Below are 19,763 nucleotides of genomic sequence, written 5' to 3'. Positions count from 1 at the left end.
TCGCTGAAAGATACGCTGCTAGCCTAAAATATCTGGTGAGCTAGTGCGTCATCGTGGAACGATGTCTTCGGGGTTAGCCCCGCGTGACGTCGGTGTTACCTTTGTGGCCCATTATCCGAGCCGCTGCTCCCTTGTTTTCCCATTTGGTGCCCCCTCGCTCCACCCCCACCGCGAGGCCGCGCCGCTGTTATTATTTATTTTTTCTTTCGTGAATCCTTCTTACTCCCGCCGCTCCACGCGGCTGTTGGTTGCGCTGTGTTTTAGTTTGCCTTTTGCCACCCCCAGTTTCGCCAGCGCCCCCCGCCCCACCATCAATTCGGCAGTTTCTTTCGACACGCTCGCCGCCCCCGCCGATACCACCAACGCCCTACTGACCGCAACCCCGGCCGATTCGTTGCCCCACATTCACCCGCGCGATGCGCAGGGCCGCATCAGCACCTACACCGTGGCGCCCGGCGTCACCTGGTACTACCCCAAGCCCAAGCCCTTTGCCTGGGCCTACCACATTCCGCGCGACCTGGGCCAGTTTCCCGGCTATGCGTTTCGCAAGGAAAACAAGGACACGTTTATCGGGCTGGCCGTGGGCTCGCTGGCGCTGTGGGTGGCCGACCAGGCCATCATCGACTGGAGCCAGGACGTGGGCAAGCAACTGGGCCTGAAAGCCGCCAGCACCCAGCGCACGCTGATACACATCCCCTTCCACGTCGGCTCAGCCAACCTGCCTTTCGAGTTCAACGTGCCCGACAACCTCAACAGCACGTTCTATTTCCTGGGCGATGGCTGGACGCACCTCACCGTGGCCAGCAGCTTCTGGATTTACGGCGGCATCAAGAAGGACAACCGCGCCCTGCAAACCTCCAGCCAACTGGGCGAGGCCATTTTCAGCACCGGCTTGGTGGTGCAGACGCTCAAGCGCCTCACCGGCCGCCAGAGCCCCTACGTGGCCACCCAGGACCGCGGCGAGTGGCACCTGTTCCCATCCTACAACCGCTACCAAAGCTTCGTGCCCAACTACGACGCTTTCCCCACGGGCCACTTGGCCACGGCCATGGCCACGGTCACGGTCATTGCCGAAAACTACCCGGAATACCACTTCATTCGCCCCGTGGGCTACGGCCTGATGGGCCTGCTGGGCTACGCCATGCTCAACAACGGCGTGCACTGGGCCAGCGACTACCCCGTGGGCATTGCGCTGGGCTATGCTTTTGCCAAAATCGCCGTGCGCAATGGCCGCACCCGCGTCGAAGAAGCCCCCGCCGACCCCGCTTCCGTGCACGGCACGGGCCTCCAGCATTTGCCGCGGCCCAAGCCTTGGTTTCGGCGGGGCCAACTGGCGCCGTATGCCTACGGGCCGTTCACGGGGGCGTCGTGGTCGTTGCGCTGGTAGGCCCTGGCAACTCCCTGCCCGCCGCCCCGGCATACCAATGGCGGTTTTGGAAAGCGGAAAGCCCTTAGCGTCGGTTGTGCGGCGCGCAGCGCAGCAGCTTGCTCGCTGTCACTCATTAAGCAGCACGCGAGATGCTGCGCTGCGCGCTGCCTGACCGGCATTTTGAATTATTAAACAACTTCTTGACCGGTATATTGCCGACATGGACATCTCCGAAAGCCTGACTCGCCTCGAAGCCCAACTCGAACTACTACCCAAGCACTGGAACCGGTTTTCGGAGGATGAGCTGCGGGAACTGCCCGGTCCGGGCCGCTGGTGCAAAAAAGAGATTTTAGGCCACCTCATCGACTCAGCGACCAACAACCACCGCCGCTTTGTGCTGGCGCAGGTGTCGCCGCCGCTTAAGCTGCTACCCTATAAGCAAGAGGCGTGGGTGCGCGTGGCCGATTACTGCCACTTTCCATCAGCCGAGCTGCTTGCGCTCTGGACCAACTTCAACCAGCTTATTCGGCACCTGCTGGCCCAGATTCCGGCTGCCGTGCTGGCCACCGAGTGCTTTTCGCTCAACCGAAACCCCGTCACGCTTACCTGGCTCATCGACGACTACGTGTTGCACCTGGAGCACCACGTCGGGCAGATTATCCACGAGCAGGATTAGGTCGCTTCCCTGCCGCCCGCACCGCACAAAAAAGCCCGCTCCTGTTCAGGAGCGGGCTTTTTTGTGCGGCAATATCTGGCTTACTTGAATAAGTAACCGTATGCGCTCGAACGTCATGCTGAGCTTGTCGAAGCATCTCTACTGTGTAAGTAAATCCTGTCGATTGGATTACTCACGCGGTAGAGATGCTTCGACTGCGCTCAGTATGACCACCTTTTTTACTACCCGTTTACGTTTGCCTGGCTTACTTAAACAAGCCTTTTTTCACGGTACGGTTGCCGTTTTCGTCAATTTTCACTTTCGTGCCGTCGGCCCGCTTGATTTTTACTGAACCATCGTCGTGGTGCTTCACCTTGGCCCCGTTTTCGAATTTGGTTTTGTGGTCGCCGTCTTTTTCGTTGTCGACTTTCTTAATGCCCGAACCCTGGCCCACACTGCCGGTATGGGTAGTAGTGGTGGTGGTAGACGTGGTTACCGTGGTGGGAGCCAGCGAGTAGGGCCCGTCGCCGTAGTTGGCGCGGTTGGCCGAGTAGGTGTTGTAGTAAGTAGGGTTGTTAAGTTCGGTGCGGATTTGCTCATCGGCCACGTCGTTGGCCTGGCGAATGGCGGCGTAGCGGCCGGTGGTATCGGCGGCGTAACGCGTATTGATGTCGTTCAGGAGGCGGCCGCGGGTATAATACGTCCTTTCGATGCGGGTCGCAACGGCCGGGTCCGTCAGCTTGAGGTCTTCGGCTACACGGGCGGCCGTGCGGCGGGCATCATCGTGCAGGGCCACCGTGTCAACGGTGGTCGTGGTAGTTGTGGTGGTGGCTTCGGGGGTGGTGGTGGTCGTGGTTTCCACCTTTTTATCTTGTTGGCAAGCGGCGGTGGCCAGCGAAGCGGCAGCCAGCAAGCCGAGCAATTTGATGTTCATGAGCGGGATGTTTAAAGAAATAAAAAAACAGCCATCTAGCCATTTTTAGGGGCTGATACGGCAGTGCTTACTCAGAAGTTGTAAGCGCGAACCACAGTGCGGGCAGCGCGTATGGCTTCGGCCGTTCGGTGCCTGGATAAGTAGCTACCAGGTGGTGCCTCACACGGCCTTTCCAAGCCTGCGCTGCGTGGGGCCGTACCTTTGTTGCATCCGCTTCCCTTGCTGCGTGCGCGCCGCCTTGGCTTCGGCAGTGTTTCTAACCCCTTGTGCCAATGCCTGCTGCTTCCTCCATCCGCCTCAACAAATTCATCAGCGAAAGCGGCCTGTGCTCGCGCCGCGAGGCCGACCGCTACATCGCGCAGGGTGCTGTGCTCATCAACGGCAAGCCCGCTCAGATAGGCGACCAGGTGGGCCCGCGCGACCGGGTGAGCGTGAACGGCCACAAGCTGGAGCCCAAGCAGCAGGAAGACGCTGTGTACCTGGCCTTCAACAAGCCGGTGGGCATCACCAGCACCTCGGAGCCGGGCGTGCGCGGCAACATTGTGGACTACGTGAACCACGCGGCGCGCGTCTTCCCCATCGGGCGGCTTGACAAGGACTCGTCGGGCCTGATTTTCCTGACCAGCGACGGCGACATTGTGAACAAGATTCTGCGGGCCGGCAACCAGCACGAGAAGGAGTACGTGGTGACCGTCGACCGCATTCTGACCGACCGGATGCTGGAGGAAATGGCCGCCGGCATCCCCATGCTGGGCACCGTGACGAAGAAATGCGTCATTCAGAAAGAAACGCCCTACATCTTCCGCATCACGCTGGTGCAGGGCCTCAACCGCCAGATTCGGCGCATGGTGGAGCATTTCGGCTACGAAGTCATCAAGCTCGAGCGCGTCCGCATCATGAACGTGAGCCTCAAAGGCCTGCCCGTGGGCGACTGGCGCGAGCTGACGCCCCAGGAGCTGGCCGGCATCATGCAGATGGTAGCTAAATCGAGCGGCACCGAAGAAGCGTCTGGTGGCCGCCGCCCCAAAGCCGGTACGGCACGGCCGTCGGCCGCCACCGATGCGCCCGGTGCTCAGGCCGGCAAACCCCGGCCGCGCAAGCCGGGCCCGCCCACCATGTTCAACCCCTCGGGTACCGGCTGGTGGGGCCCGCGGCCCGAAAAAACGGCGCCGGGTACCAAACCCGTGCCCGGCAGCAAGCGCCCGGCCAAGGCGGGTACCGGCAGCTCCGCCCGGCCCAAAAGCGCCGGCCCCGGCGGTTCGGCGCGCCCGAAATCGGCTGGCACTGGCGCAGCTTCCCGCCCCAAAAGCAACGGCTCCGGCACCGGCAGCCGGCCCGCCGGCCGGAGTAGCGCGGCCGGGCGCGGCAAAGGCCCGGCCCCGCGCCGCTAGCGCCGCGCTGGAATTATCAACCCGTTTTTTGCCGTTAGCCTTCGGATGAAGTATCTACTCCTGCTGCTCCTGTGGCTGCCCGGCGCGGCACCCGCGCCCCTCGCGCCCCTCCAGATTGCCGAGCAATTTGTGGCCCCCACCGGCTGGGCACCCATGAAGGACTACCTCTGCTGCGAAGTAGCCGGCCAGGCCAAAACCCAGACCCTGGGGCAGCAAATTCCGGCACCGCTGCGGCGCACCTGCGAGCTGGTGCAGCAGGGCACGGCCACGGCGGTGGTGGCAGTTGAGCTGCGCGATTCGGCCAGCCGGCGCGACTTTTACCTGCACTTCCAGCGCGATACCGCCGGCTGGAAACTGGCCGCCATCCGCACCCTGGCCATGACGCACCTGGGGCCGCCCATGGTGGCCCTGCTCACCGGCCTGCCCCCGGCCGAAATAGCCAGCTACAACCGCAAGCACCCCGACGCCAGCCACGCCTTCACGGTGGGCAACCTGCGCCTGTGGACCAGCGCCGACGCCGACATCGCGGCCTATTTCCACCATCACCAACCCGATTTTCAGAAGCTGCTGCGCCGGGTGCAGGCCGGCAAGTTCTTCGCCGCCGCGCCCGGCCCCAACGAGCCCGCCGCCGAAGCTGCTGCCAATGCCGACCCGGCCGTGCATACCCTGCTGCGGCGGCTGTTTCTGGGCCGTGTCACGCGCCGGGCAACCAATTGCAGCAGCTGCCTGGCGTTTGTCATCGGCGGCAAAACCACCAGCACCGTGGGCCTGCTCTACCAGCCCCGCCCCGCACAGCTGCCCGCCATGGCGCCCGATGGCATCATTGTGCTGCGTCCGCTGGGCCAGGGCTGGTATTTGTATAAAACGGCATAGGCCGTAGCGCGAACTGTGTAGTTCGCGTCCCCACGCCAGTAGCTTGCTCTGGGACGCGAACTACACAGTTCGCGCTACGGTACACCAGCTCGAAACCTGCTTTAAATAATCTGTAAGCTGGGAGTGGACATGCGAAAAAGCCGGATGACAGCGTTAGCAACTACGTCGGAGCGGGGGCTCCGATGATGGGGCATTGACGCCTGTGATTTCCCGGCTTAACGGCTTTTTTCGATGAAATGCTTGTTACTCTTGGTGCTGCTGCTGAGCAGCTTTGCCGGTCTGAGCCAGCCCGTTTCCCAGCGGAAGCTGGAGGAGTTCTACGACCAGCTCAACCCCTACCAGACGCGCAAGTACCGCCCCGAGCGAGGCTACCAGTTGCTCACGCTCCGCTCCAACTTCTCGGCCGAAGACCTGACGGCGCTCCGGCTAGACGGGCGGCAGCTGGTGCGGGTCGATTTGGTGTACTCCGCTTTCCGGCTCGACCCCGAATTCAGCCAGCGGGAACTCAACCTGGGCCGCTTTCGCAACCTGGCGGCGCAGGTGCCCGGCATTTTGGCCAACAAGGCCATTACCTGGCACTTGGTGGAGCAAACCGGCTGCACCAGTCCGGCCGAATGCCAGGGCTATTTTCACGGCTTCGTGCTCTACATCGAGAAGCGCTACACCGCCGCCGACACCCGGCGCGAGGCCGATGCCCTGCTGCGCACCCTCGACACGCGCACGGCCCGGTTCGAGAAAACACGGGCCGCCCGCGTGGTGCACAGCAAGCCCATTGGTTGCAATTACCCCCGCAGCCGCTACCGCCTCAAGGACGTGGCCAAGAGCCTGAAACGGGCCTACCGCCGGCCCGTGAAGCAGCCCACCACCCTCGCGTTTCGAGCCGAGGTAGACCGGGCCGGCGTGGTGCAGCGGCTCGCCATTGAGCCCGACTCGGTGGCACCTTACTGGCCGGAGCTGGCGGAAAAGCTGCGGGAAAGCTTCGCGTTTATGAGCGGCTTTCGGGTGGGCAAGGAGGCGTATCCGTTTACGTTCACGGGGGTGGTGCGGCTACCGCTGCGGGCTAAAAGCCTCCGCGTGACGGGCTATTTCCTGGCCGATTCGGTGATGCGGAAATACGGCATCCGGATGCGCGCCGACGACTGCGTGGCCCGCCTTTACCGGCCGGGCGAGCCCCGCGACGACGCCCCCCTGCCCAACCCCGACGCCAACGTGGTGAGCAAGGTGATGGCCCGGCACCCCGAATGGCGCAAGCAGGTGGTGGTGGCCGACGTGACGGGCAGCATGGCCCCCTACACCCTCGACCTGCTCACCTGGCTCCAGCTTAGCACCTTGCAGCAGGAAAAAACCTTCGTCTTTTTCAACGACGGCAACGACGCGCCCGACCAAAGCAAAGTCATCGGCCACACCGGGGGCCTCTACGATGTGAAAACGGCCGATTTCGAGCGCATCAAAAGCAAGGTGCTGGAAGCCATGCTGGCTGGTGGGGGCGGCGACGCGCCCGAAAACGACGGCGAGGCCATTGCCAGGGCCCTGGAGCTGGTGCCCGACGCCACGGAAATCATTTTGCTGGCCGACAACCACACCTTCCCGCGCGACATCAGCCTGCTGAAAAAGGGCGGCCCGCACGTCAACATCATTCTCTGCGGCGCTACCACGTTTATCAATCCCAACTACCTCTCCCTGGCCCGCGAATACGGCTTCAGCCTGCACACCGTCGAGGCCGACATTACGAACCTGAGCACCAAGCTGGCCGGCCAAACCATCACCCTCAACGGCGCGCAGTACCTCATCACGAAACAGGGGTTTCAACTCATCAAGATGTTGTGAGGTACCGGCGAATGTAGGGGCGGGGCCTGCCCCCGCCCATCTTTGAATGAGCATGGGAATCGTGTAACGACGGGCGGGGGCAGGCCCCGCCCCTACATTCGCCGGTACCTTTGCCTCATAAGAACCCGGCCCATGAAGCTCCCCCAGCCCACTCCACCCGCTGAAAAAGACCAGTTGCACCCGCGCAACCCGCACCGCGCGCCCTACGATTTTCCGCAGCTCAGCAAGGGCACGCCGGAGTTGGCTGCCTTCGTGCGGCCCAATCCCTACGGCAACCTGTCGATAGATTTTGCCAACCCTGCCGCGGTGAAAGCCCTAAACCGGGCGCTGCTGCGGCAGTTCTACGGCATCGAGCACTGGGACATTCCCAAAGGCTACCTGTGCCCGCCCATCCCCGGCCGGGCCGACTACGTGCACTACCTGGCCGATTTGCTGGCCGAAAGCAACGGCGGCGTGCTGCCGCCCGGCGAAGACATTACGGTGCTCGACGTGGGCGTGGGCGCCAATTGCATCTACCCCATCATCGGCCGGCGCGCCTACGGCTGGCACTTCGTGGGCTCCGATATCGACGGCGTGGCCGTGCGCGCCGCCCAGCAGATTGAGGCCGCCAACCCCAGCCTGGCCGGCGCCATCGAGGCCCGCCTGCAACCCACCCGCACCCGCATTTTCGACGGCCTCATCCAGGCCGGCGAGGTGTTCGACCTCACGATGTGCAACCCGCCGTTTCACGCCTCAGCGGCCGAAGCGGCGGCCGGCAGCCAGCGCAAAACCACCAGCCTGGGCACCGGCCGGGGCCCGCGGCCCGTGCTGAACTTTGGCGGACAAAACGCGGAGCTGTGGTGCGAGGGCGGCGAGGCGGCCTTCATCCGCCGCATGGTGCAGGAGAGCGCCAGGCGGCCCGGCTCCTGCTATTGGTTCACCACCTTGGTTTCGAAAAAAGAAACGCTTGCCGGCGTGTACCGCGCCCTGCAAACGGCCGGCGCCAAGGCCGTGCGCACCATCGAAATGGCCCAGGGACAGAAAAAAAGCCGGCTGGTGGCCTGGACCTACCTCAGCCCCGCGCAGCAGGAAACCTGGCGCAAAACCCGGTGGTCGGCCCCGCGCTAAGCAGCGGTTTGCCCCACTGGCCGGAGTACCCTGAATTTCTAATTCGGCCCGTTCGCACAGCTTGCAAGGAGCTTGGTTACCGGCCACCCGAGCGGAATTAGAAATTCGGGGTACTCCGCCAACGACGGCTCATGCAAACCGCTTCCAAGCCAATTGGACGGACTGCCTGATATATTGCGTATCTTCGTAACAATCCACTTCGCTGTTTACTCCCTGCTGGCTTTTAGTTGGGAAAAAACAGCCACAACGAACTAGCAGCACAGCACTATGGGTAGGTCTCAAGAGACATTTGGTAAGAAAGACAACGAGAAAAAACGCGCGAAGAAGAAAACCGAGAAGGAAGAGCGCAAAGCCGAGCGCCAGGCCAACGCGAAAAGCGGCGTGGCCCTGGAAGAAATGTTTGCCTATGTGGACGAAAACGGCAACATCACCTCCACCCCGCCCGACCCCACCAAGAAGCGCGTCATCAAGGACGAGGACATCCGCATCAGCGTGGCCAAGCAGGAAGACCGGGAGCCCGAAGACACCCTGCGCACCGGCAGCGTCACGTTCTTCAACTCCTCGAAAGGCTACGGCTTCATCAAGGACGCGCAGAGCCAGGAAAGCATTTTTGTGCACGCCAACGCCCTGGGCGGCATCACCATTGGCGAAAACGACAAGGTGACGTTTGAAGTAGAAATGGGCCCCAAAGGCCCGAACGCCGTGCGTGTGCGCTTGGGCGTGCCCACCCCGCCCCCGGCCGCTCCGGCCGAGTAGCGTAATACTTAAGTTACCCAAAAAACCGCCCCGTCAACGAAGCGCCAGCAGGCAGCTTTGATGACGGGGCGGTTTGGGTTTGGCATGGTCCAGCCGGAGCTGGTATGCGCTAGGCGTTGGCGTCCAATGCAGCCAGATTTTCTTCGGCGGCAGCAGCACTTGGAGTAGCCGAAACGTCGGCTTTGCCGGCGCGCTTCGCGAACAGGCTCAGGCCCACGGCCGCCAGGGCCGCGCCGGCCAACACCTTCTGGGTGGTGCTCAGCTTGCTTTTCCGCAGCTTCTTGATTGATTTGGCAGCCCCGCCGAGCAGGCTTTGCTTACCGGGCTTGCTTTTCTTGAGCTTGGTTTTGGTCTTTTTCATCGAGGAGAAGGATTGGTTGGTGAACGGCTATTAAGGGGTGTACGCAGAACCAGACCCGTCTGCCGGATTGCGGGGCCACAGCCGGGCGGCTACCGGTGGCGCGGGCTATTCTGCATCGGCCCGGGGGCCTTTGCGGCTTTTGCGCGCCGGGGTACTGCTTGGTTCAGTGGTGGTGTCTTGCTCATCCGCAGCGACGTCACTATCGGGGGAGTTTTCGGTTTCGCGCGTGGCCATATAAACCAGGCCCGCTGCGGCCAGCGCCAGGCTGCCGACCACCTTTTGGCCGGTGCTGAGTTTGGAAATCTGCTTCGTCACCTTGCGAAACTTCTTGAGCGAGTGCGCCGCCACTTCCAGAATATCTTCTGAGGCCTTGTCTTTTTTCGAGTGCTTTTTTTTGTCCTTAGCCATAAGAAGTTGGGGTAAAACGGTTTCCAGCAGAAATTGATACGGAAAAGCCATCGGGCGCAAATGCAAGAGCCGGGCGCAGTGGTGCGCCCATGAACAGGGTTATTCGCAAGCCTCTCACATAAGGTTGTCCTTTTTATTTAGCAGCTACGGCAAAAACAGGCTAGCGTCTTACTGGCATTTCCCGCAGTGTCTGCAGTTTATCAACACCTCATCGCCTCACAGCAGCAGCACGTCGATGCGGTGAGCGTGCACCTGCTGCAAGTCATCCGACCACGCGAAGACGGTAAAAAATCCATCGACCGAGGCTACCAGTGCAATGGCATCGTGCTGGTCGTGCACGAACTGGGCGGCGGCCAGGTGGCGGGTACCGCCGTTCTGACCGGGGTGCAGTTGCTTAGGCTCGCTGCCCACCACCGGCTCGGTGAGAACCATGGTTTCGACGGGCGTGCTGGTTTTGGCCCGCGCCACCTTCGCCCCGAAGGCCAGCAGGTGATATTCCTGCGTGATGACGGTGGCCCCATCCACCGCCGTGAAGCCGCCCACGATGCCGATGTTGCGCCGCAGCGCGGCCTGCCACTTGCGCTTCGACTGCCCCGGCCGCTGCACCGCCCGGATGCCGGTATAGGCCGGGGCCACAGGGTAATTCAGGGGCTGCACGATGGACTTTTGCCACTGCTCGGAGCCGGGCGGCACCACCAGCACCAAGCCGCCGCGGCCGTGGGCGCGCATGGCCGCGGCCAGTTCCAGCAGCACGTTGTCGGTTTCGCCGGTTTCGGGCGAGGGCAGGCTGCGGCCGGGCAGGAAGGCCCGCAGGGCGGCGCAGTCGCTGAGGCCGCCGTGTTCTTCGTCGATGAGCTGGAGGTGGTCGCCGCGCAGCACGGCTACGTTCACAAACTTGCCGAAGCCGCCGGCGCGGCGGTGCTTCACCACCAGCAGGCCGGGCTCCACCACTTCGAGCACGAAGCACAGCGGCGGCACCCGCGTGGCCGTGCCCCACACGTAGAGGCCGTCGGCGTCGTACCACACGCCGAGGTGCAGGCCGGGCTGCTCCACAGCGGGGGCCAGCTTCAGCAGGTTGGCGGGCGTGAGGCGGCGCTTCTGGCCAAATACCAACGGCTGGCGGGCCTGCTCCAGCGGCAGCAGCGCCAGCGAAATGCGCGGCGGGTGCCCCTCCTCCCGCCGCAGACTGGCCCAGAAGGCCACGTCAATCACGGCTTCCACCCACTGCGCCTCGGGCGGCGAGGCCAGGCGTTTTTCGTCCTCGGCACTGGCGGCCCGGTGCCGCGCAAAGTGGGCTTCAATCATGGGCGCCACCATGCGCGCCGTGAGGTAGGTGGGTTCGGAAAGCATGGGGCAAAGATGGGGCCGGGCGGTGGGGTAATGTGGAAAAAAGAACGGTCATGCTGAGCGGAGTCGAAGCATCTCTACCGCGCGAGTAATCAGATTTACTACTACAGTAGAGATGCTTCGGCTGCGCTCAGCATGACCGTTCTTTTTAAATTTATTGACCTCCTACTCCCGGTCAAAATTCGCCCGCTTGCCCAGCGCCGCCATTCGCACGGCTTCGGCTACGCGGCGGGCGCGGGTTTCGGGCTGCTTGGCGGCTAGCACCCAGGTCAGAATTCCCTTGCGGGCCGAGAGGGAGAAGGCAGCAAAATGCCGGGCGGCAGCTTCATCGGCGGCCAAAGCTGCTGCCAAGTCGTCGGGCACGAGGCCGGCTTCGGCCGCATCGAGGCTTTCCCAGGCGCCGTTTTGCTTGGCGCGGGCAATGGCGGCCAGACCGGCGGGCATGAGCTGGCCGGCAGGTTCGAGGCGCGCCAGCCGCTCCTTGTTCACCTTGCTCCAGCCGCTGCGGGGCTTGCGCGGGGTGAAGAGCAGTTGCGTGCGGTCGGCATCGAGCTTGCGGGGGTGCGAGTCTATCCAGCCGAAGCACAGGGCTTCTTCCACGGCTTCGGCGTAGGTCACGCTGGGCTGGCCGCTGGTTTTTTTGCCGTATACCAGCCACACGCCGGGGGCGCTGGCGTGGTGGTCCATCAGCCACTGCCGCCACGCGGCGCGGCTGGCGGGCTGGAATTGCGGGTGGTCGTCGGGGCGGGGCATAAGGTCCGTGAAGTTCGCAAAGGTGTGTCGTCCGGACGAAAGGTTTGTGGTCGCGAAACGGTTAGCGGGTGTCCGGAAGCCGTTGGCGAGCATCGGGAAGCCGCTGGCGGGGCTGGGGAAGCTTGGGGCAGCGGGGTGGCGAAGGTCGGAATTTTTGTTACTAAGCGAAGATGCTGAAGGACCAGCTGAGGCAGAAAAAAGAGCTGAGCCCCCCTTCTGCGGAGGCTTTACATTTGTGCGTTTGGCACCTCTTCCGAACGCACGCCATTAAAACTACCTAATGGAATACGCATTTGGCCTGTTTTTTACCTTGCTGAAGGTTGCAGTGCAAGCGTCTATTTATGCAACACTAGTACTGGTTTTGACCAGAATATGGGCTGGATTCTCCCCGGATTCAAGGCTAATCGAATACCTCTCCAACGGCAAAAGGCTTTGGTGGCGCAGCGGATTCGCCGCTTCAATTGCGCTGCTCTTACTTGCAAATACCCCTTGGGGTGACCATGGCTTGGGGGATTATGCCCGCATCCCACTTGGTCACGGCTTGGCAATGGAGCAAATCAACGGGACGATGGCCTATTTCGAGCCCGTCACGACTATCGACCAACCCGAAATTATTTCCTATCAAGTTGCCAACGGTGTACTCTGCGCGAAGGCCGATAAAAATCTGTACTTCACCTATGATTTGGCCTTAAAACGCTACCAAATATTTGCCGATAGCACCGCGTACAACTCCAATGCTAAGAACCTAAGCTTACCAACCACCAGCCAATTTGAATCATTTAACAGGCATTACGCCCGGTATTGGGGCGGCTGGCGCTTCTGGCTCTTGGCGTAGATTCTTTACCCTGCTAAACGGAAAGCGGCGGCAGCTCCCGTAGCTTCAGCCGCTTTTCGTTTTGGCCACCAGGCGGAGCGGTGGCTACCAGGGATTTCGCCGGTGGCTGGGTAGCATTGGGCTCTTGCTCGCCCATGACGATGCCCGTTACAAACGATTCATCAGCCCTTCCAGGTCCCGCTCGCCTTCCCGCGTTTGGGCCCCGGCCGCCAGGGCCCGGACGGTTCGCGCTACGGTGGCGGGCAGCTGGAAGAGTCCGCCCATCAACGCGTTTTCGGTTGCTAACCCCTCCTGCAACGAGCCCAGCGACGCCGCCTGCACCGCCGCCTTGGCCGCGGCCGCTACGCCCGTGGGCAAGGCCGCAATCCGCCGCGCCAGGGTCTCCACGAAGCCATCCAGCTCCCCGGCCGGCAGGGCGCGGTTAATCCAGCCGTAGCGCTCGGCCAGCTCCGCATCGAATAGCGCGGAGCCGAGGATGGCCTCCAGCGCCCGCGGCGCGCCCACCAGGCGCGTCAGGTACTGCGTGCCGCCCCCGCCGGGAATGATGCCCATTTGCACTTCCGGCTGGGCGAGGCCGGTGCGCCCGCTGGCGGCAAAACGCATGTCGAGGGCCAGCAGCAGCTCGTTGCCGCCGCCCCGCGCCAGGCCGGCAATCTTGGCAATCGTGACCTGGGGCAGGGTGCGCAGCTGCTCGTGCAGCTCCTGCATGGGGTTGAGCGGCGACGGCGCGGCGGCAGCCATGAACTCCGCCAGCGCCGCCGGCTCCGAAATGAAGCGCATGTCGCCGTGGGCGATGAAGAACTCCGGGTCGGCGCTCTGAAACACGATGACGCGCACCTGCTCATCGGCGCGGACTGCGGCCACGAAGCGCATGAGCTCCGTGATGAGGGCAATGTCCAGCACATTCAGCGGCGGATGGCCGATGGTGACGGTGGCCAGGCCTTGGTCGAGGGTGATGTGTAAGGCTTGGTAGCCGGGGTAGGCCCCAGCGGATGGGGCCTGCGTGGTTGGTTGCATGGTCTTGATAAACAGCGGGTAATTGTATTGTGCTCAGGCTCCCGAAACGGGACTGAATGATGGGCACAAACTTCCGCTGCCCCGCTCCGGCGGGCAAGAATGGATAACTTTATCGCCTATTGATACTTTTATGACATAGGGCTACATTTGTCCCTATAGCCGGAAAAGGCACCATGCCTTCTGCCCCTGATTTGCTTGTTATGTACCAGAAAAAGATTGCGCCAGACTTTGAGTGCGGCATTGTGCTGACCAAAGAAGTGCTCAACGGCAAATGGAAATCCTCGCTCCTCTACCAGATTGCGATGGGGGTGCAGCGGCCCAGTGCCTTGCAGCGCAACATCCCCGATGCCACCCGCCGCGTGCTCAACGTGCAGCTAAATGAGCTGGAGCGCCACGGCCTCATCAGCAAAACGATTTATCCCCAACTGCCCCCGAAGGTTGAGTACAGCCTGACCGATTTTGGCCGCACCTTACTGCCCGTCATCGAGGCCATGACCCACTGGGGCAACGAGCACCGCGAACGCTTGGAGCAGATTCTACTGCCCAGCCACTAAGTTTCGACGCGTTGTTACCACACGCCAAGCGGCGGAAGCTCCCGTAGCTTCCGCCGCTTTGGTTTTCAGTAGCTCCGACGTGATGCCGCGCGGCCGGCTGGGTTTGGTGGCGCGGGCGCGGGCCCGGCGCTAGGCGGCCAGGTGCTGCTTGCCGAAGGCCACCAGGCTGTCCACAATCGGCAGGGCCTGGCGGCCGCTGTCGGTCAGCTCGTACTCCACGCGGGGCGGGATTTCGGGGTAGGCGTGCTTGGCTATCAGGCCGCTGGCCACCAGGTCTTTCAGCTCCTGGATGAGCACCTTCTCGCTGATGTCGGGCAGCAGGCGCTTCAGCTCGCCGTAGCGCTTGAGGCCGTCGCGCAGGTTTTCGAGCAGCAGCACCTTCCATTTGCTGCCAATTAGGTTCATGGCCTTGCGCACGGGGCAATGGGCGGTATCGCGCGGAATTGTTGACATTTTTTCGGGCTGATTATCAATGTTTCTTACCTGGAGGTAGGCACCCTACAAATTTGTAAGTACTTGACAAATATACAGTAGCGCCCCAACCTTTGCGACATGCAATTTGGGGCCAGCTTTCCGGCTAGGCGGAGGGCTTCGCTCCCCTCTGCCGCCCGGCCAGCCACCGGCTGCACTGTTTCACCCCTTACCCCTTTTCGTTATGCGACCTACTGCCGTTGAGATTCTGGAACCGCAGGCCGGGCCTACCGTGTCGCTGGCCGGCAACACCTACCGCACGCTGCTGAGCGGCGCGCAAACCGGCGACGCCTACGCCGTCATCGATATGCTGGTGCCGCCCGGCGGCGGGCCCGCTCCGCACGCCCACGCCGAGGTGCAGGAAAACTTCTTCGTCATCGAGGGCGAGGTGGTGGTGCGCTCCGACACCCAGACCTACACGGCTGGCGTCGGCACGTTCATCAACATTGCCAAGGGCGGGGCCGTCCACAATTTCAAGAACGAGTCGGCCGCGGTGGCGCACCTGCTGTGCATCGTGGCCCCGGCCGGCACCGAGGAGATGTTTGCCGAAGCGGGCCAGCCGGTGGCGCCGGGCACCTTCCTGCCCCCGCCCCGCTCGAACCGGCCGACATTGCCCGCCTGCAGGACATCGCCCGCCGCTACGGCCAGGAGGTATTTGCGCCCACTTACTTCGACCAGCCCGCCCGGTAAGCCCCGGCGCGGGGGTGGCGGCCGGCCTTCAGACCGTCATGCAGAGCGCAGCGAAGCATCTCGCGTGCGCAACGCAATTATTTACTACTGCACGCGAGATGCTTCGCTGCGCTCTGCATGACGGTTTTTCAATTCCCAACATGCGGTTGGTTATCCCAAACCTGTTTTCTTCTTTGCCATGAAAAAAGTAATGTATAGCCAGTACGGCGGCCCCGAGGTGCTGCAACTGGTGGAAGTGCCCCAGCCCGTGGTGGGGCCCAACGAGTTGCTGGTGCGCGTGCGGGCCGTGAGCCTGAACCCGCTGGACTGGAAGATTCGGGCCGGCGAAATGAAGCTGGTAGCCGGCTCGAAGCTGCCCAAAGGCGTCGGCATCGACTTTGCCGGCACTGTGGAGCGCGTGGGCGCTGCCGTGCACGCTTTCCAGCCCGGCCAGGAGGTATTTGGGCTGTTGGACCCGCTGAAGGGCGGGGCCCTGGCCGAGTATGTGATGGTGACCGAACAGCAGGTGGCCCGCAAGCCGGCCGGGCTGTCCTTTGCGCAGGCAGCGGCCCTGCCGGTGGTGGGGTCGTCGGCGCTGCAGGTGTTTGAGCAGCTTATCAAGCTGCGGCCCGGCACCGAGCTGCTCATCAACGGGGCCAGTGGCGGCATCGGCATGGTGGCCACGCAGCTGGCTAAGCGCCAGGGCGCGCGGGTGACGGCCGTGGTGGGCCCGGCCGGCCTGGCCGCGGCCCGGCAGTGGGGCGCCGATGCCGTGCTCAACTACCGGGAGCAGTCGGTGCACAGCCTCGGGCGGCGCTTCGATGCCGTGCTGGATTTGTCGGGCCAGTTGCCCTTTGCGCAGGCCCGGCCCCTGCTCACGCCCGCCGGGGTGTACGTGCACTCGGCACCGGGTGTGAAGGAAATCCTCGGCTCGTTCTGGCACAACCTGTTTTCGAAACAGAAGTACCGCGTGCTGCTGCTCAAGCCCAAAGCAGCCTACCTCACCACCTTGGCCACCAGCAACCTCAACGTGGCTATTGGGGCTACCTACCCGCTGGCGGATTTTCAGCGGGCGTATGCGGAGGTGGCGAAGGGCGGCATTGCCGGCAAGGCCGTGTTTACGCTGGAATAAGGATAGGGATAGCGAATTAACAGCCGGTCATGCAGAACGCAGCGAAGCATCTTTACCGCACCGGCTGTCATGCTGAGCAAAGCGAAGCATCTTATCACGTTTGAACGGCATGTTCTGGCTTGATAAGGTCCTTCGCTGCGCTCAGGATGACAGACGGCGCGGTAGAGATGCTTCGCTACGCGCTGCATGACGGCCTAAAAGCTCAAGAAACTAAGAAGCTTCGGAAGCTCAGCCACTTGCTATTTCGGCCGCGCGGGTGGGACGTTTCTACCACGGAATCTTGCCGGTGGCCGGGTTGTATTCCTCACTCACGAATTTGCCGGTGGGGCCGTCGGCACCAATGAGGGCGTATTTCACCACGCGGGCGCCGGCTTCCTGCACGGTGCCGGTGCCGCGGTGGCCGTTGAAATCGGTGGCCACGAAGCCGGGGTCCACGGCGTTCACTTTGAAGGGCGTGTCGCGCAGCTCGTAGGCCAGGTTGATGGTGTACATGTTGAGGGCCGACTTGGAGGAGTGATACACGGCCGCTTTGTGGTTGTAGTACTTGTAGCCGTGCATGGGGTCGCTGTGCAGGGTGAGCGAGCCCTGGGCGGAGCTCACGTTCACGATGCGGGGCGCCGGCGACTGCCGCAGCAGGTCGAGGAACGCCTGCGTGACGGATATCACGCCGAAGAAGTTTGTGTCGAATACCTTTTGAAATTGGCTGATGGGAGACTCAAGGGCCGACTGCGGCATGCCGCCGTTGATGCCGGCGTTGTTGATGAGTACATCGAGGACGGGCGTCTTCCGGCCGACGGCTTCGCGGGCGGCTTGCACCGAGGCGGGGTTGGCTACGTCGAGCTGCACGGGCTCCACGTTGGAGAGGCCTTCGGCGTGGAGCTGGGCCACGGCTTGGCGGCCGTTTTCGAGGTCGCGGCTGCCGAGGTACACGTAATAGCCGTTTTGCAGGAGCAGGCGGGCGGCTTCAAAACCGATGCTTTTGTTGGCGCCGGTAATCAGGGCTGTCTTCATGATGAAGGGGGTTACTTGATTGAATCGCACAAAATTACCGGGCCCGATTAGCGCCGCTGTGGCACATTCCGCGGCATCACGGGTACATTTCGCGGTTGCTGGCGCGGTACCCGGCCGGGGTGAGGCCGGTTTCGCGCTTGAAGAAGCGGCTGAAGTAAGACGCATCCGCAAACCCGAGGTCGTAGGCAATTTCCTTTACCGACTGCGGCGTGTGGAACAGCAGGCGCCGGGCTTCCAGCACCAGCCGCTCCTGGATGTGGGCAATGGCCGGCTTGCCGCTCTGGGCCTTCACCACCTCGCTCAGGTGCCCGGCCGAGATGTGGAGCAAGGCCGCGTACGCGCCCACCTCGTGCCGCTCGCGGAAATCCTCCTCAATCCGGGCCCGAAATTTCCGCACCAGCAGTTGGTCGGCCGAGGGCTCGCCGCCCGGAAACTGCTCCGTGTATAAGCGGCTGAGGTAGGTGAGCAGCACCGTCAGGTGGGCGCTCAGCATGGCCTGCTGCCACTCGCCGGAGCGCTGGTACTCGGCTTCGAGCTTGGCCAGCAGGTCTTCCACAAAAGCCACGTCGGCGGGCGTGAGGAGCAGTTCGTGGCCGTTCTGGGGGTTGAGGAGCAGGGGCAGCTGCGCCAGCGCGGCCGGCTGCCGGGCCAGAAACTCGCGCGTAAACGCCACGCTGACGCCCCACAGCGGCGCGAGCTTTTCCTTGAGCTGCAGCTGGCCGGGCGCCGAGAAATACAGCGCGTTTTCCTTCAGCTCATAGGGCGTCATATCGACCCAGTGCCGGCTGCCGCCGCGCTGCACGTATACCAAGTGGTAATAGTCCTTGCGGTGCGGCTGCAGCATGTTTTGCCGGAAAGCCGGCTGCTGGCCTTCGTCTCGCGTTAGCTGGAAGTGGCGATTGCCGGGAGCGTCCGGCGCCGTCAGGGGGTAAAGCGGGATGAGCTGGTCGAGGAGAAGCGTGGGCATGAGGCGAAGCGTGGGCATGAGGCGAAACTAGGATGTTTGCGAGTGTACGCGCTCAACAGAACGTGTCTGCGAACAAAAGAACGGTCATGCTGAGCGCAGCCGAAGCATCTCTACCGCAATAGTAAATCCTGTAAATTGGATTAGTTGCGCAGTAGAAATGCTTCGGCTGCGCTCAGCATGACCGTTCTATTTCCCTATACTTTAGCCAATTCTGGCTACCCCAAATACTCCATATCCTCGGCGCTCAACTGAATATCAGCCGCGGCCAGGTTCTCGCGCAGGTGGGCCAGCGACGAGGTGCCGGGAATGGGCAGCAGCAGGGGCGACTTGTGCAGCAGCCAGGCAATATTGAGCTGGGCTTCAGTTACGCCGCGCTGGCGGGCCATTTCGGCCAGCTTGTCGCCGGCTTTGGGCAGGCCGTGCACCAGCGAGAAGAAAGGCACCAGCGGAATGCCGTGCTGCTCGCACAGGGGCAGCACCTCGCCGCCGCGGGTTTCGCCGTGGCCGTCGTCGAGGGTGGTGCGCTGGGCGTAGCCGTACATGTTTTCCACGCTGGCCACCTCGCCCATTTGCAGGGCGGCGGTCAGCTCCTCGGGGGTCACGTTGCTCACGCCCACGTGCAGGATTTTGCCTTCGCGCTGCAGCTCGTACATCGCGCCCATCGACTCGGCAAAGGGCACGTCGCCGCCCGGCAGCACCCGGAAGTGAACCAGCTGAATCTGCTCCTGGCGGAGCGTGCGCAGGTTGTTTTCGATGCTGCTGCGCAGGTTTTCGGGCCGGGCGAAGGGAATCCAGCTCTTGTCGGGCTTGCGGGCGCCGCCTACTTTGGTGCAGATAACCAGGTCTTTCGCATACGGGTGCAGCGCCTCGGCAATCAATCGGTTGGTCACGTCTTCGCCGTAGTAATCGGCTGTGTCGAGGAAGTTGACGCCGCTGGCCACGGCGGTTTTCAGGATTTCCAGGGCTTGCGGCCGGTCGGCCAGCTCGCCCCAGATGCCGGGGCCGGTGAGGCGCATGGTGCCGTAGCCCAGGCGGTTGACGGTGAGCGGCTGGGCCGAGTTAGGGGCAATGGTGATGGTGTTGGTGGGCATTGGAAAGGGTTGGTAAGAGGTTTGGTTGTGGTTTGGGCAGGGGTTTAGGCGGTCATGCAGAGCGCAGCGAAGCATCTTGCCCGCTTCGTTCTGACGTAGCGCCTCACCCCCGGCCCCTCTCCAAAGGAGAGGGGAGCCTGACAAAATCATAGAGAAACTTTGGCGCACGGACGCCAAATGAGCAGGACGTTCAAGCGTGACGTTTAAAGGGACGCAGACACCCTCTAAATACCTG

21 protein-coding genes are annotated in these 19,763 nt (G+C 62.8%); 11 read left to right on the top strand and 10 right to left on the bottom strand.

What is annotated here, in order from left to right; all coding sequences use genetic code 11:
• The first annotated feature begins 208 nt into the window (after nt 1–208).
• Complete coding sequence (locus tag JKL48_RS12405) at nt 209–1,387, top strand: phosphatase PAP2 family protein (protein WP_201982838.1); 1,179 nt, start codon at nt 209–211, stop codon at nt 1,385–1,387.
• A gap of 202 nt (nt 1,388–1,589) precedes the next feature.
• Nucleotides 1,590–2,045 (top strand): DinB family protein, encoded by a 456-nt coding sequence (locus tag JKL48_RS12400; RefSeq protein ID WP_201982836.1) that lies wholly within the window; start codon nt 1,590–1,592, stop codon nt 2,043–2,045.
• 244 nt (nt 2,046–2,289) lie between these two features.
• Here JKL48_RS12400 and JKL48_RS12395 read toward each other — a convergent pair whose 3' ends face one another.
• Nucleotides 2,290–2,958 carry an AsnC family protein gene (locus tag JKL48_RS12395; RefSeq protein ID WP_201982834.1) on the bottom strand — a complete coding sequence of 223 codons (669 nt, stop codon included), beginning with the start codon at nt 2,956–2,958 and terminating at the stop codon, nt 2,290–2,292.
• Between the two features lie 272 nt (nt 2,959–3,230).
• Here JKL48_RS12395 and rluF point away from each other — a divergent pair, with 272 nt between their 5' ends.
• The 5 genes from rluF (at nt 3,231) to JKL48_RS23135 (ending at nt 8,912) form a co-directional block, all read left to right on the top strand.
• Nucleotides 3,231–4,349 carry a 23S rRNA pseudouridine(2604) synthase RluF gene (gene rluF, locus JKL48_RS12390; RefSeq protein ID WP_201982832.1) on the top strand — a complete coding sequence of 373 codons (1,119 nt, stop codon included), beginning with the start codon at nt 3,231–3,233 and terminating at the stop codon, nt 4,347–4,349.
• 45 nt (nt 4,350–4,394) lie between these two features.
• Nucleotides 4,395–5,222, top strand: coding sequence for a hypothetical protein (locus tag JKL48_RS12385; RefSeq protein ID WP_201982830.1), 828 nt, complete (start codon nt 4,395–4,397; stop codon nt 5,220–5,222).
• 231 nt (nt 5,223–5,453) lie between these two features.
• Nucleotides 5,454–7,049: a hypothetical protein gene (locus JKL48_RS12380; RefSeq protein WP_201982828.1), complete on the top strand. Its 1,596-nt coding sequence runs from the start codon at nt 5,454–5,456 to the stop codon at nt 7,047–7,049.
• Between the two features lie 132 nt (nt 7,050–7,181).
• Nucleotides 7,182–8,156 (top strand): 23S rRNA (adenine(1618)-N(6))-methyltransferase RlmF, encoded by a 975-nt coding sequence (gene rlmF / locus JKL48_RS12375; protein WP_201982825.1) that lies wholly within the window; start codon nt 7,182–7,184, stop codon nt 8,154–8,156.
• Between the two features lie 267 nt (nt 8,157–8,423).
• Nucleotides 8,424–8,912, top strand: coding sequence for a cold-shock protein (locus JKL48_RS23135; protein WP_236668758.1), 489 nt, complete (start codon nt 8,424–8,426; stop codon nt 8,910–8,912).
• Nucleotides 8,913–9,021: 109 nt separating this feature from the next.
• On the opposite strand, the gene JKL48_RS12365 is transcribed toward JKL48_RS23135, so the two are convergent.
• The 4 genes from JKL48_RS12365 to JKL48_RS12350 form a co-directional block, all read right to left on the bottom strand.
• Nucleotides 9,022–9,273, bottom strand: coding sequence for a hypothetical protein (locus JKL48_RS12365; RefSeq protein ID WP_201982822.1), 252 nt, complete (start codon nt 9,271–9,273; stop codon nt 9,022–9,024).
• Nucleotides 9,274–9,378: 105 nt separating this feature from the next.
• Nucleotides 9,379–9,681 (bottom strand): hypothetical protein, encoded by a 303-nt coding sequence (locus JKL48_RS12360; RefSeq protein WP_201982820.1) that lies wholly within the window; start codon nt 9,679–9,681, stop codon nt 9,379–9,381.
• 216 nt (nt 9,682–9,897) lie between these two features.
• Nucleotides 9,898–11,031, bottom strand: coding sequence for a putative sensor domain DACNV-containing protein (locus JKL48_RS12355; protein ID WP_201982817.1), 1,134 nt, complete (start codon nt 11,029–11,031; stop codon nt 9,898–9,900).
• Between the two features lie 162 nt (nt 11,032–11,193).
• Nucleotides 11,194–11,781, bottom strand: coding sequence for a YdeI/OmpD-associated family protein (locus JKL48_RS12350; RefSeq protein ID WP_201982814.1), 588 nt, complete (start codon nt 11,779–11,781; stop codon nt 11,194–11,196).
• Between the two features lie 280 nt (nt 11,782–12,061).
• Here JKL48_RS12350 and JKL48_RS12345 point away from each other — a divergent pair, with 280 nt between their 5' ends.
• On the top strand, nt 12,062–12,616 hold the full coding sequence (locus tag JKL48_RS12345; RefSeq protein ID WP_201982811.1) for a hypothetical protein: 555 nt from the start codon (nt 12,062–12,064) through the stop codon (nt 12,614–12,616).
• A 147-nt stretch (nt 12,617–12,763) separates the two neighbouring features.
• Here the strand turns inward: JKL48_RS12345 and JKL48_RS12340 are convergent, their stop codons facing one another.
• Nucleotides 12,764–13,633, bottom strand: a complete 870-nt coding sequence (locus tag JKL48_RS12340) for an enoyl-CoA hydratase/isomerase family protein (RefSeq protein WP_201982810.1) — start codon at nt 13,631–13,633, stop codon at nt 12,764–12,766.
• Between the two features lie 173 nt (nt 13,634–13,806).
• On the opposite strand from JKL48_RS12340, the gene JKL48_RS12335 reads away from it, so the two are divergent.
• A complete protein-coding gene (locus tag JKL48_RS12335; RefSeq protein ID WP_236668757.1) occupies nt 13,807–14,187 on the top strand; it encodes a winged helix-turn-helix transcriptional regulator in 381 nt (126 codons plus the stop codon).
• Nucleotides 14,188–14,316: 129 nt separating this feature from the next.
• On the opposite strand, the gene JKL48_RS12330 is transcribed toward JKL48_RS12335, so the two are convergent.
• Nucleotides 14,317–14,640, bottom strand: coding sequence for a winged helix-turn-helix transcriptional regulator (locus JKL48_RS12330; protein WP_201982808.1), 324 nt, complete (start codon nt 14,638–14,640; stop codon nt 14,317–14,319).
• A gap of 202 nt (nt 14,641–14,842) precedes the next feature.
• Here JKL48_RS12330 and JKL48_RS12325 point away from each other — a divergent pair, with 202 nt between their 5' ends.
• Both JKL48_RS12325 and JKL48_RS12320 read left to right on the top strand, forming a co-directional pair.
• The gene (locus tag JKL48_RS12325; protein WP_201982806.1) at nt 14,843–15,469 is read left to right on the top strand and encodes a cupin domain-containing protein; all 627 of its coding nucleotides are present in this window, start codon (nt 14,843–14,845) and stop codon (nt 15,467–15,469) included.
• Nucleotides 15,470–15,526: 57 nt separating this feature from the next.
• On the top strand, nt 15,527–16,459 hold the full coding sequence (locus tag JKL48_RS12320; RefSeq protein ID WP_201982804.1) for an NAD(P)-dependent alcohol dehydrogenase: 933 nt from the start codon (nt 15,527–15,529) through the stop codon (nt 16,457–16,459).
• Nucleotides 16,460–16,726: 267 nt separating this feature from the next.
• Here the strand turns inward: JKL48_RS12320 and JKL48_RS12315 are convergent, their stop codons facing one another.
• The 3 genes from JKL48_RS12315 to JKL48_RS12305 all read right to left on the bottom strand — a co-directional run bounded on the left by JKL48_RS12315 (nt 16,727) and on the right by JKL48_RS12305 (nt 19,528).
• Entirely contained in the window at nt 16,727–17,470 is a 744-nt protein-coding gene (locus JKL48_RS12315) for an SDR family oxidoreductase (RefSeq protein WP_201982802.1), read from the bottom strand.
• 76 nt (nt 17,471–17,546) lie between these two features.
• The gene (locus tag JKL48_RS12310) at nt 17,547–18,455 is read right to left on the bottom strand and encodes a helix-turn-helix domain-containing protein (RefSeq protein WP_236668756.1); all 909 of its coding nucleotides are present in this window, start codon (nt 18,453–18,455) and stop codon (nt 17,547–17,549) included.
• 197 nt (nt 18,456–18,652) lie between these two features.
• On the bottom strand, nt 18,653–19,528 hold the full coding sequence (locus tag JKL48_RS12305) for an aldo/keto reductase (protein ID WP_201982800.1): 876 nt from the start codon (nt 19,526–19,528) through the stop codon (nt 18,653–18,655).
• Nucleotides 19,529–19,763 lie beyond the last annotated feature (235 nt).

The sequence above is a fragment of the Hymenobacter rubidus genome, assembly GCF_016734815.1.
GTDB classification, from domain to species: domain Bacteria; phylum Bacteroidota; class Bacteroidia; order Cytophagales; family Hymenobacteraceae; genus Hymenobacter; species Hymenobacter rubidus.
Note: the sequence above shows the minus strand (reverse complement) of the source record. Positions and strands in the feature narration are given on the sequence as shown.

Bases quoted from the DNA above. Each gene is read 5' to 3' on its own strand.
- JKL48_RS12330 (WP_201982808.1), bottom strand. From the start codon at position 14,640: ATGTCAACAATTCCGCGCGATACCGCCCATTGCCCCGTGCGCAAGGCC.
- JKL48_RS12315 (WP_201982802.1), bottom strand. From the start codon at position 17,470: ATGAAGACAGCCCTGATTACCGGCGCCAACAAAAGCATCGGTTTTGAA.
- rlmF (WP_201982825.1), top strand. From the start codon at position 7,182: ATGAAGCTCCCCCAGCCCACTCCACCCGCTGAAAAAGACCAGTTGCAC.
- JKL48_RS23135 (WP_236668758.1), top strand. From the start codon at position 8,424: ATGGGTAGGTCTCAAGAGACATTTGGTAAGAAAGACAACGAGAAAAAA.
- JKL48_RS12350 (WP_201982814.1), bottom strand. From the start codon at position 11,781: ATGCCCCGCCCCGACGACCACCCGCAATTCCAGCCCGCCAGCCGCGCC.
- rluF (WP_201982832.1), top strand. From the start codon at position 3,231: ATGCCTGCTGCTTCCTCCATCCGCCTCAACAAATTCATCAGCGAAAGC.
- JKL48_RS12345 (WP_201982811.1), top strand. From the start codon at position 12,062: ATGGAATACGCATTTGGCCTGTTTTTTACCTTGCTGAAGGTTGCAGTG.
- JKL48_RS12325 (WP_201982806.1), top strand. From the start codon at position 14,843: ATGCGACCTACTGCCGTTGAGATTCTGGAACCGCAGGCCGGGCCTACC.
- JKL48_RS12400 (WP_201982836.1), top strand. From the start codon at position 1,590: ATGGACATCTCCGAAAGCCTGACTCGCCTCGAAGCCCAACTCGAACTA.
- JKL48_RS12305 (WP_201982800.1), bottom strand. From the start codon at position 19,528: ATGCCCACCAACACCATCACCATTGCCCCTAACTCGGCCCAGCCGCTC.
- JKL48_RS12340 (WP_201982810.1), bottom strand. From the start codon at position 13,633: ATGCAACCAACCACGCAGGCCCCATCCGCTGGGGCCTACCCCGGCTAC.
- JKL48_RS12365 (WP_201982822.1), bottom strand. From the start codon at position 9,273: ATGAAAAAGACCAAAACCAAGCTCAAGAAAAGCAAGCCCGGTAAGCAA.
- JKL48_RS12335 (WP_236668757.1), top strand. From the start codon at position 13,807: ATGCCTTCTGCCCCTGATTTGCTTGTTATGTACCAGAAAAAGATTGCG.
- JKL48_RS12355 (WP_201982817.1), bottom strand. From the start codon at position 11,031: ATGCTTTCCGAACCCACCTACCTCACGGCGCGCATGGTGGCGCCCATG.
- JKL48_RS12385 (WP_201982830.1), top strand. From the start codon at position 4,395: ATGAAGTATCTACTCCTGCTGCTCCTGTGGCTGCCCGGCGCGGCACCC.
- JKL48_RS12310 (WP_236668756.1), bottom strand. From the start codon at position 18,455: ATGCCCACGCTTCGCCTCATGCCCACGCTTCTCCTCGACCAGCTCATC.
- JKL48_RS12395 (WP_201982834.1), bottom strand. From the start codon at position 2,958: ATGAACATCAAATTGCTCGGCTTGCTGGCTGCCGCTTCGCTGGCCACC.
- JKL48_RS12380 (WP_201982828.1), top strand. From the start codon at position 5,454: ATGAAATGCTTGTTACTCTTGGTGCTGCTGCTGAGCAGCTTTGCCGGT.
- JKL48_RS12360 (WP_201982820.1), bottom strand. From the start codon at position 9,681: ATGGCTAAGGACAAAAAAAAGCACTCGAAAAAAGACAAGGCCTCAGAA.
- JKL48_RS12320 (WP_201982804.1), top strand. From the start codon at position 15,527: ATGAAAAAAGTAATGTATAGCCAGTACGGCGGCCCCGAGGTGCTGCAA.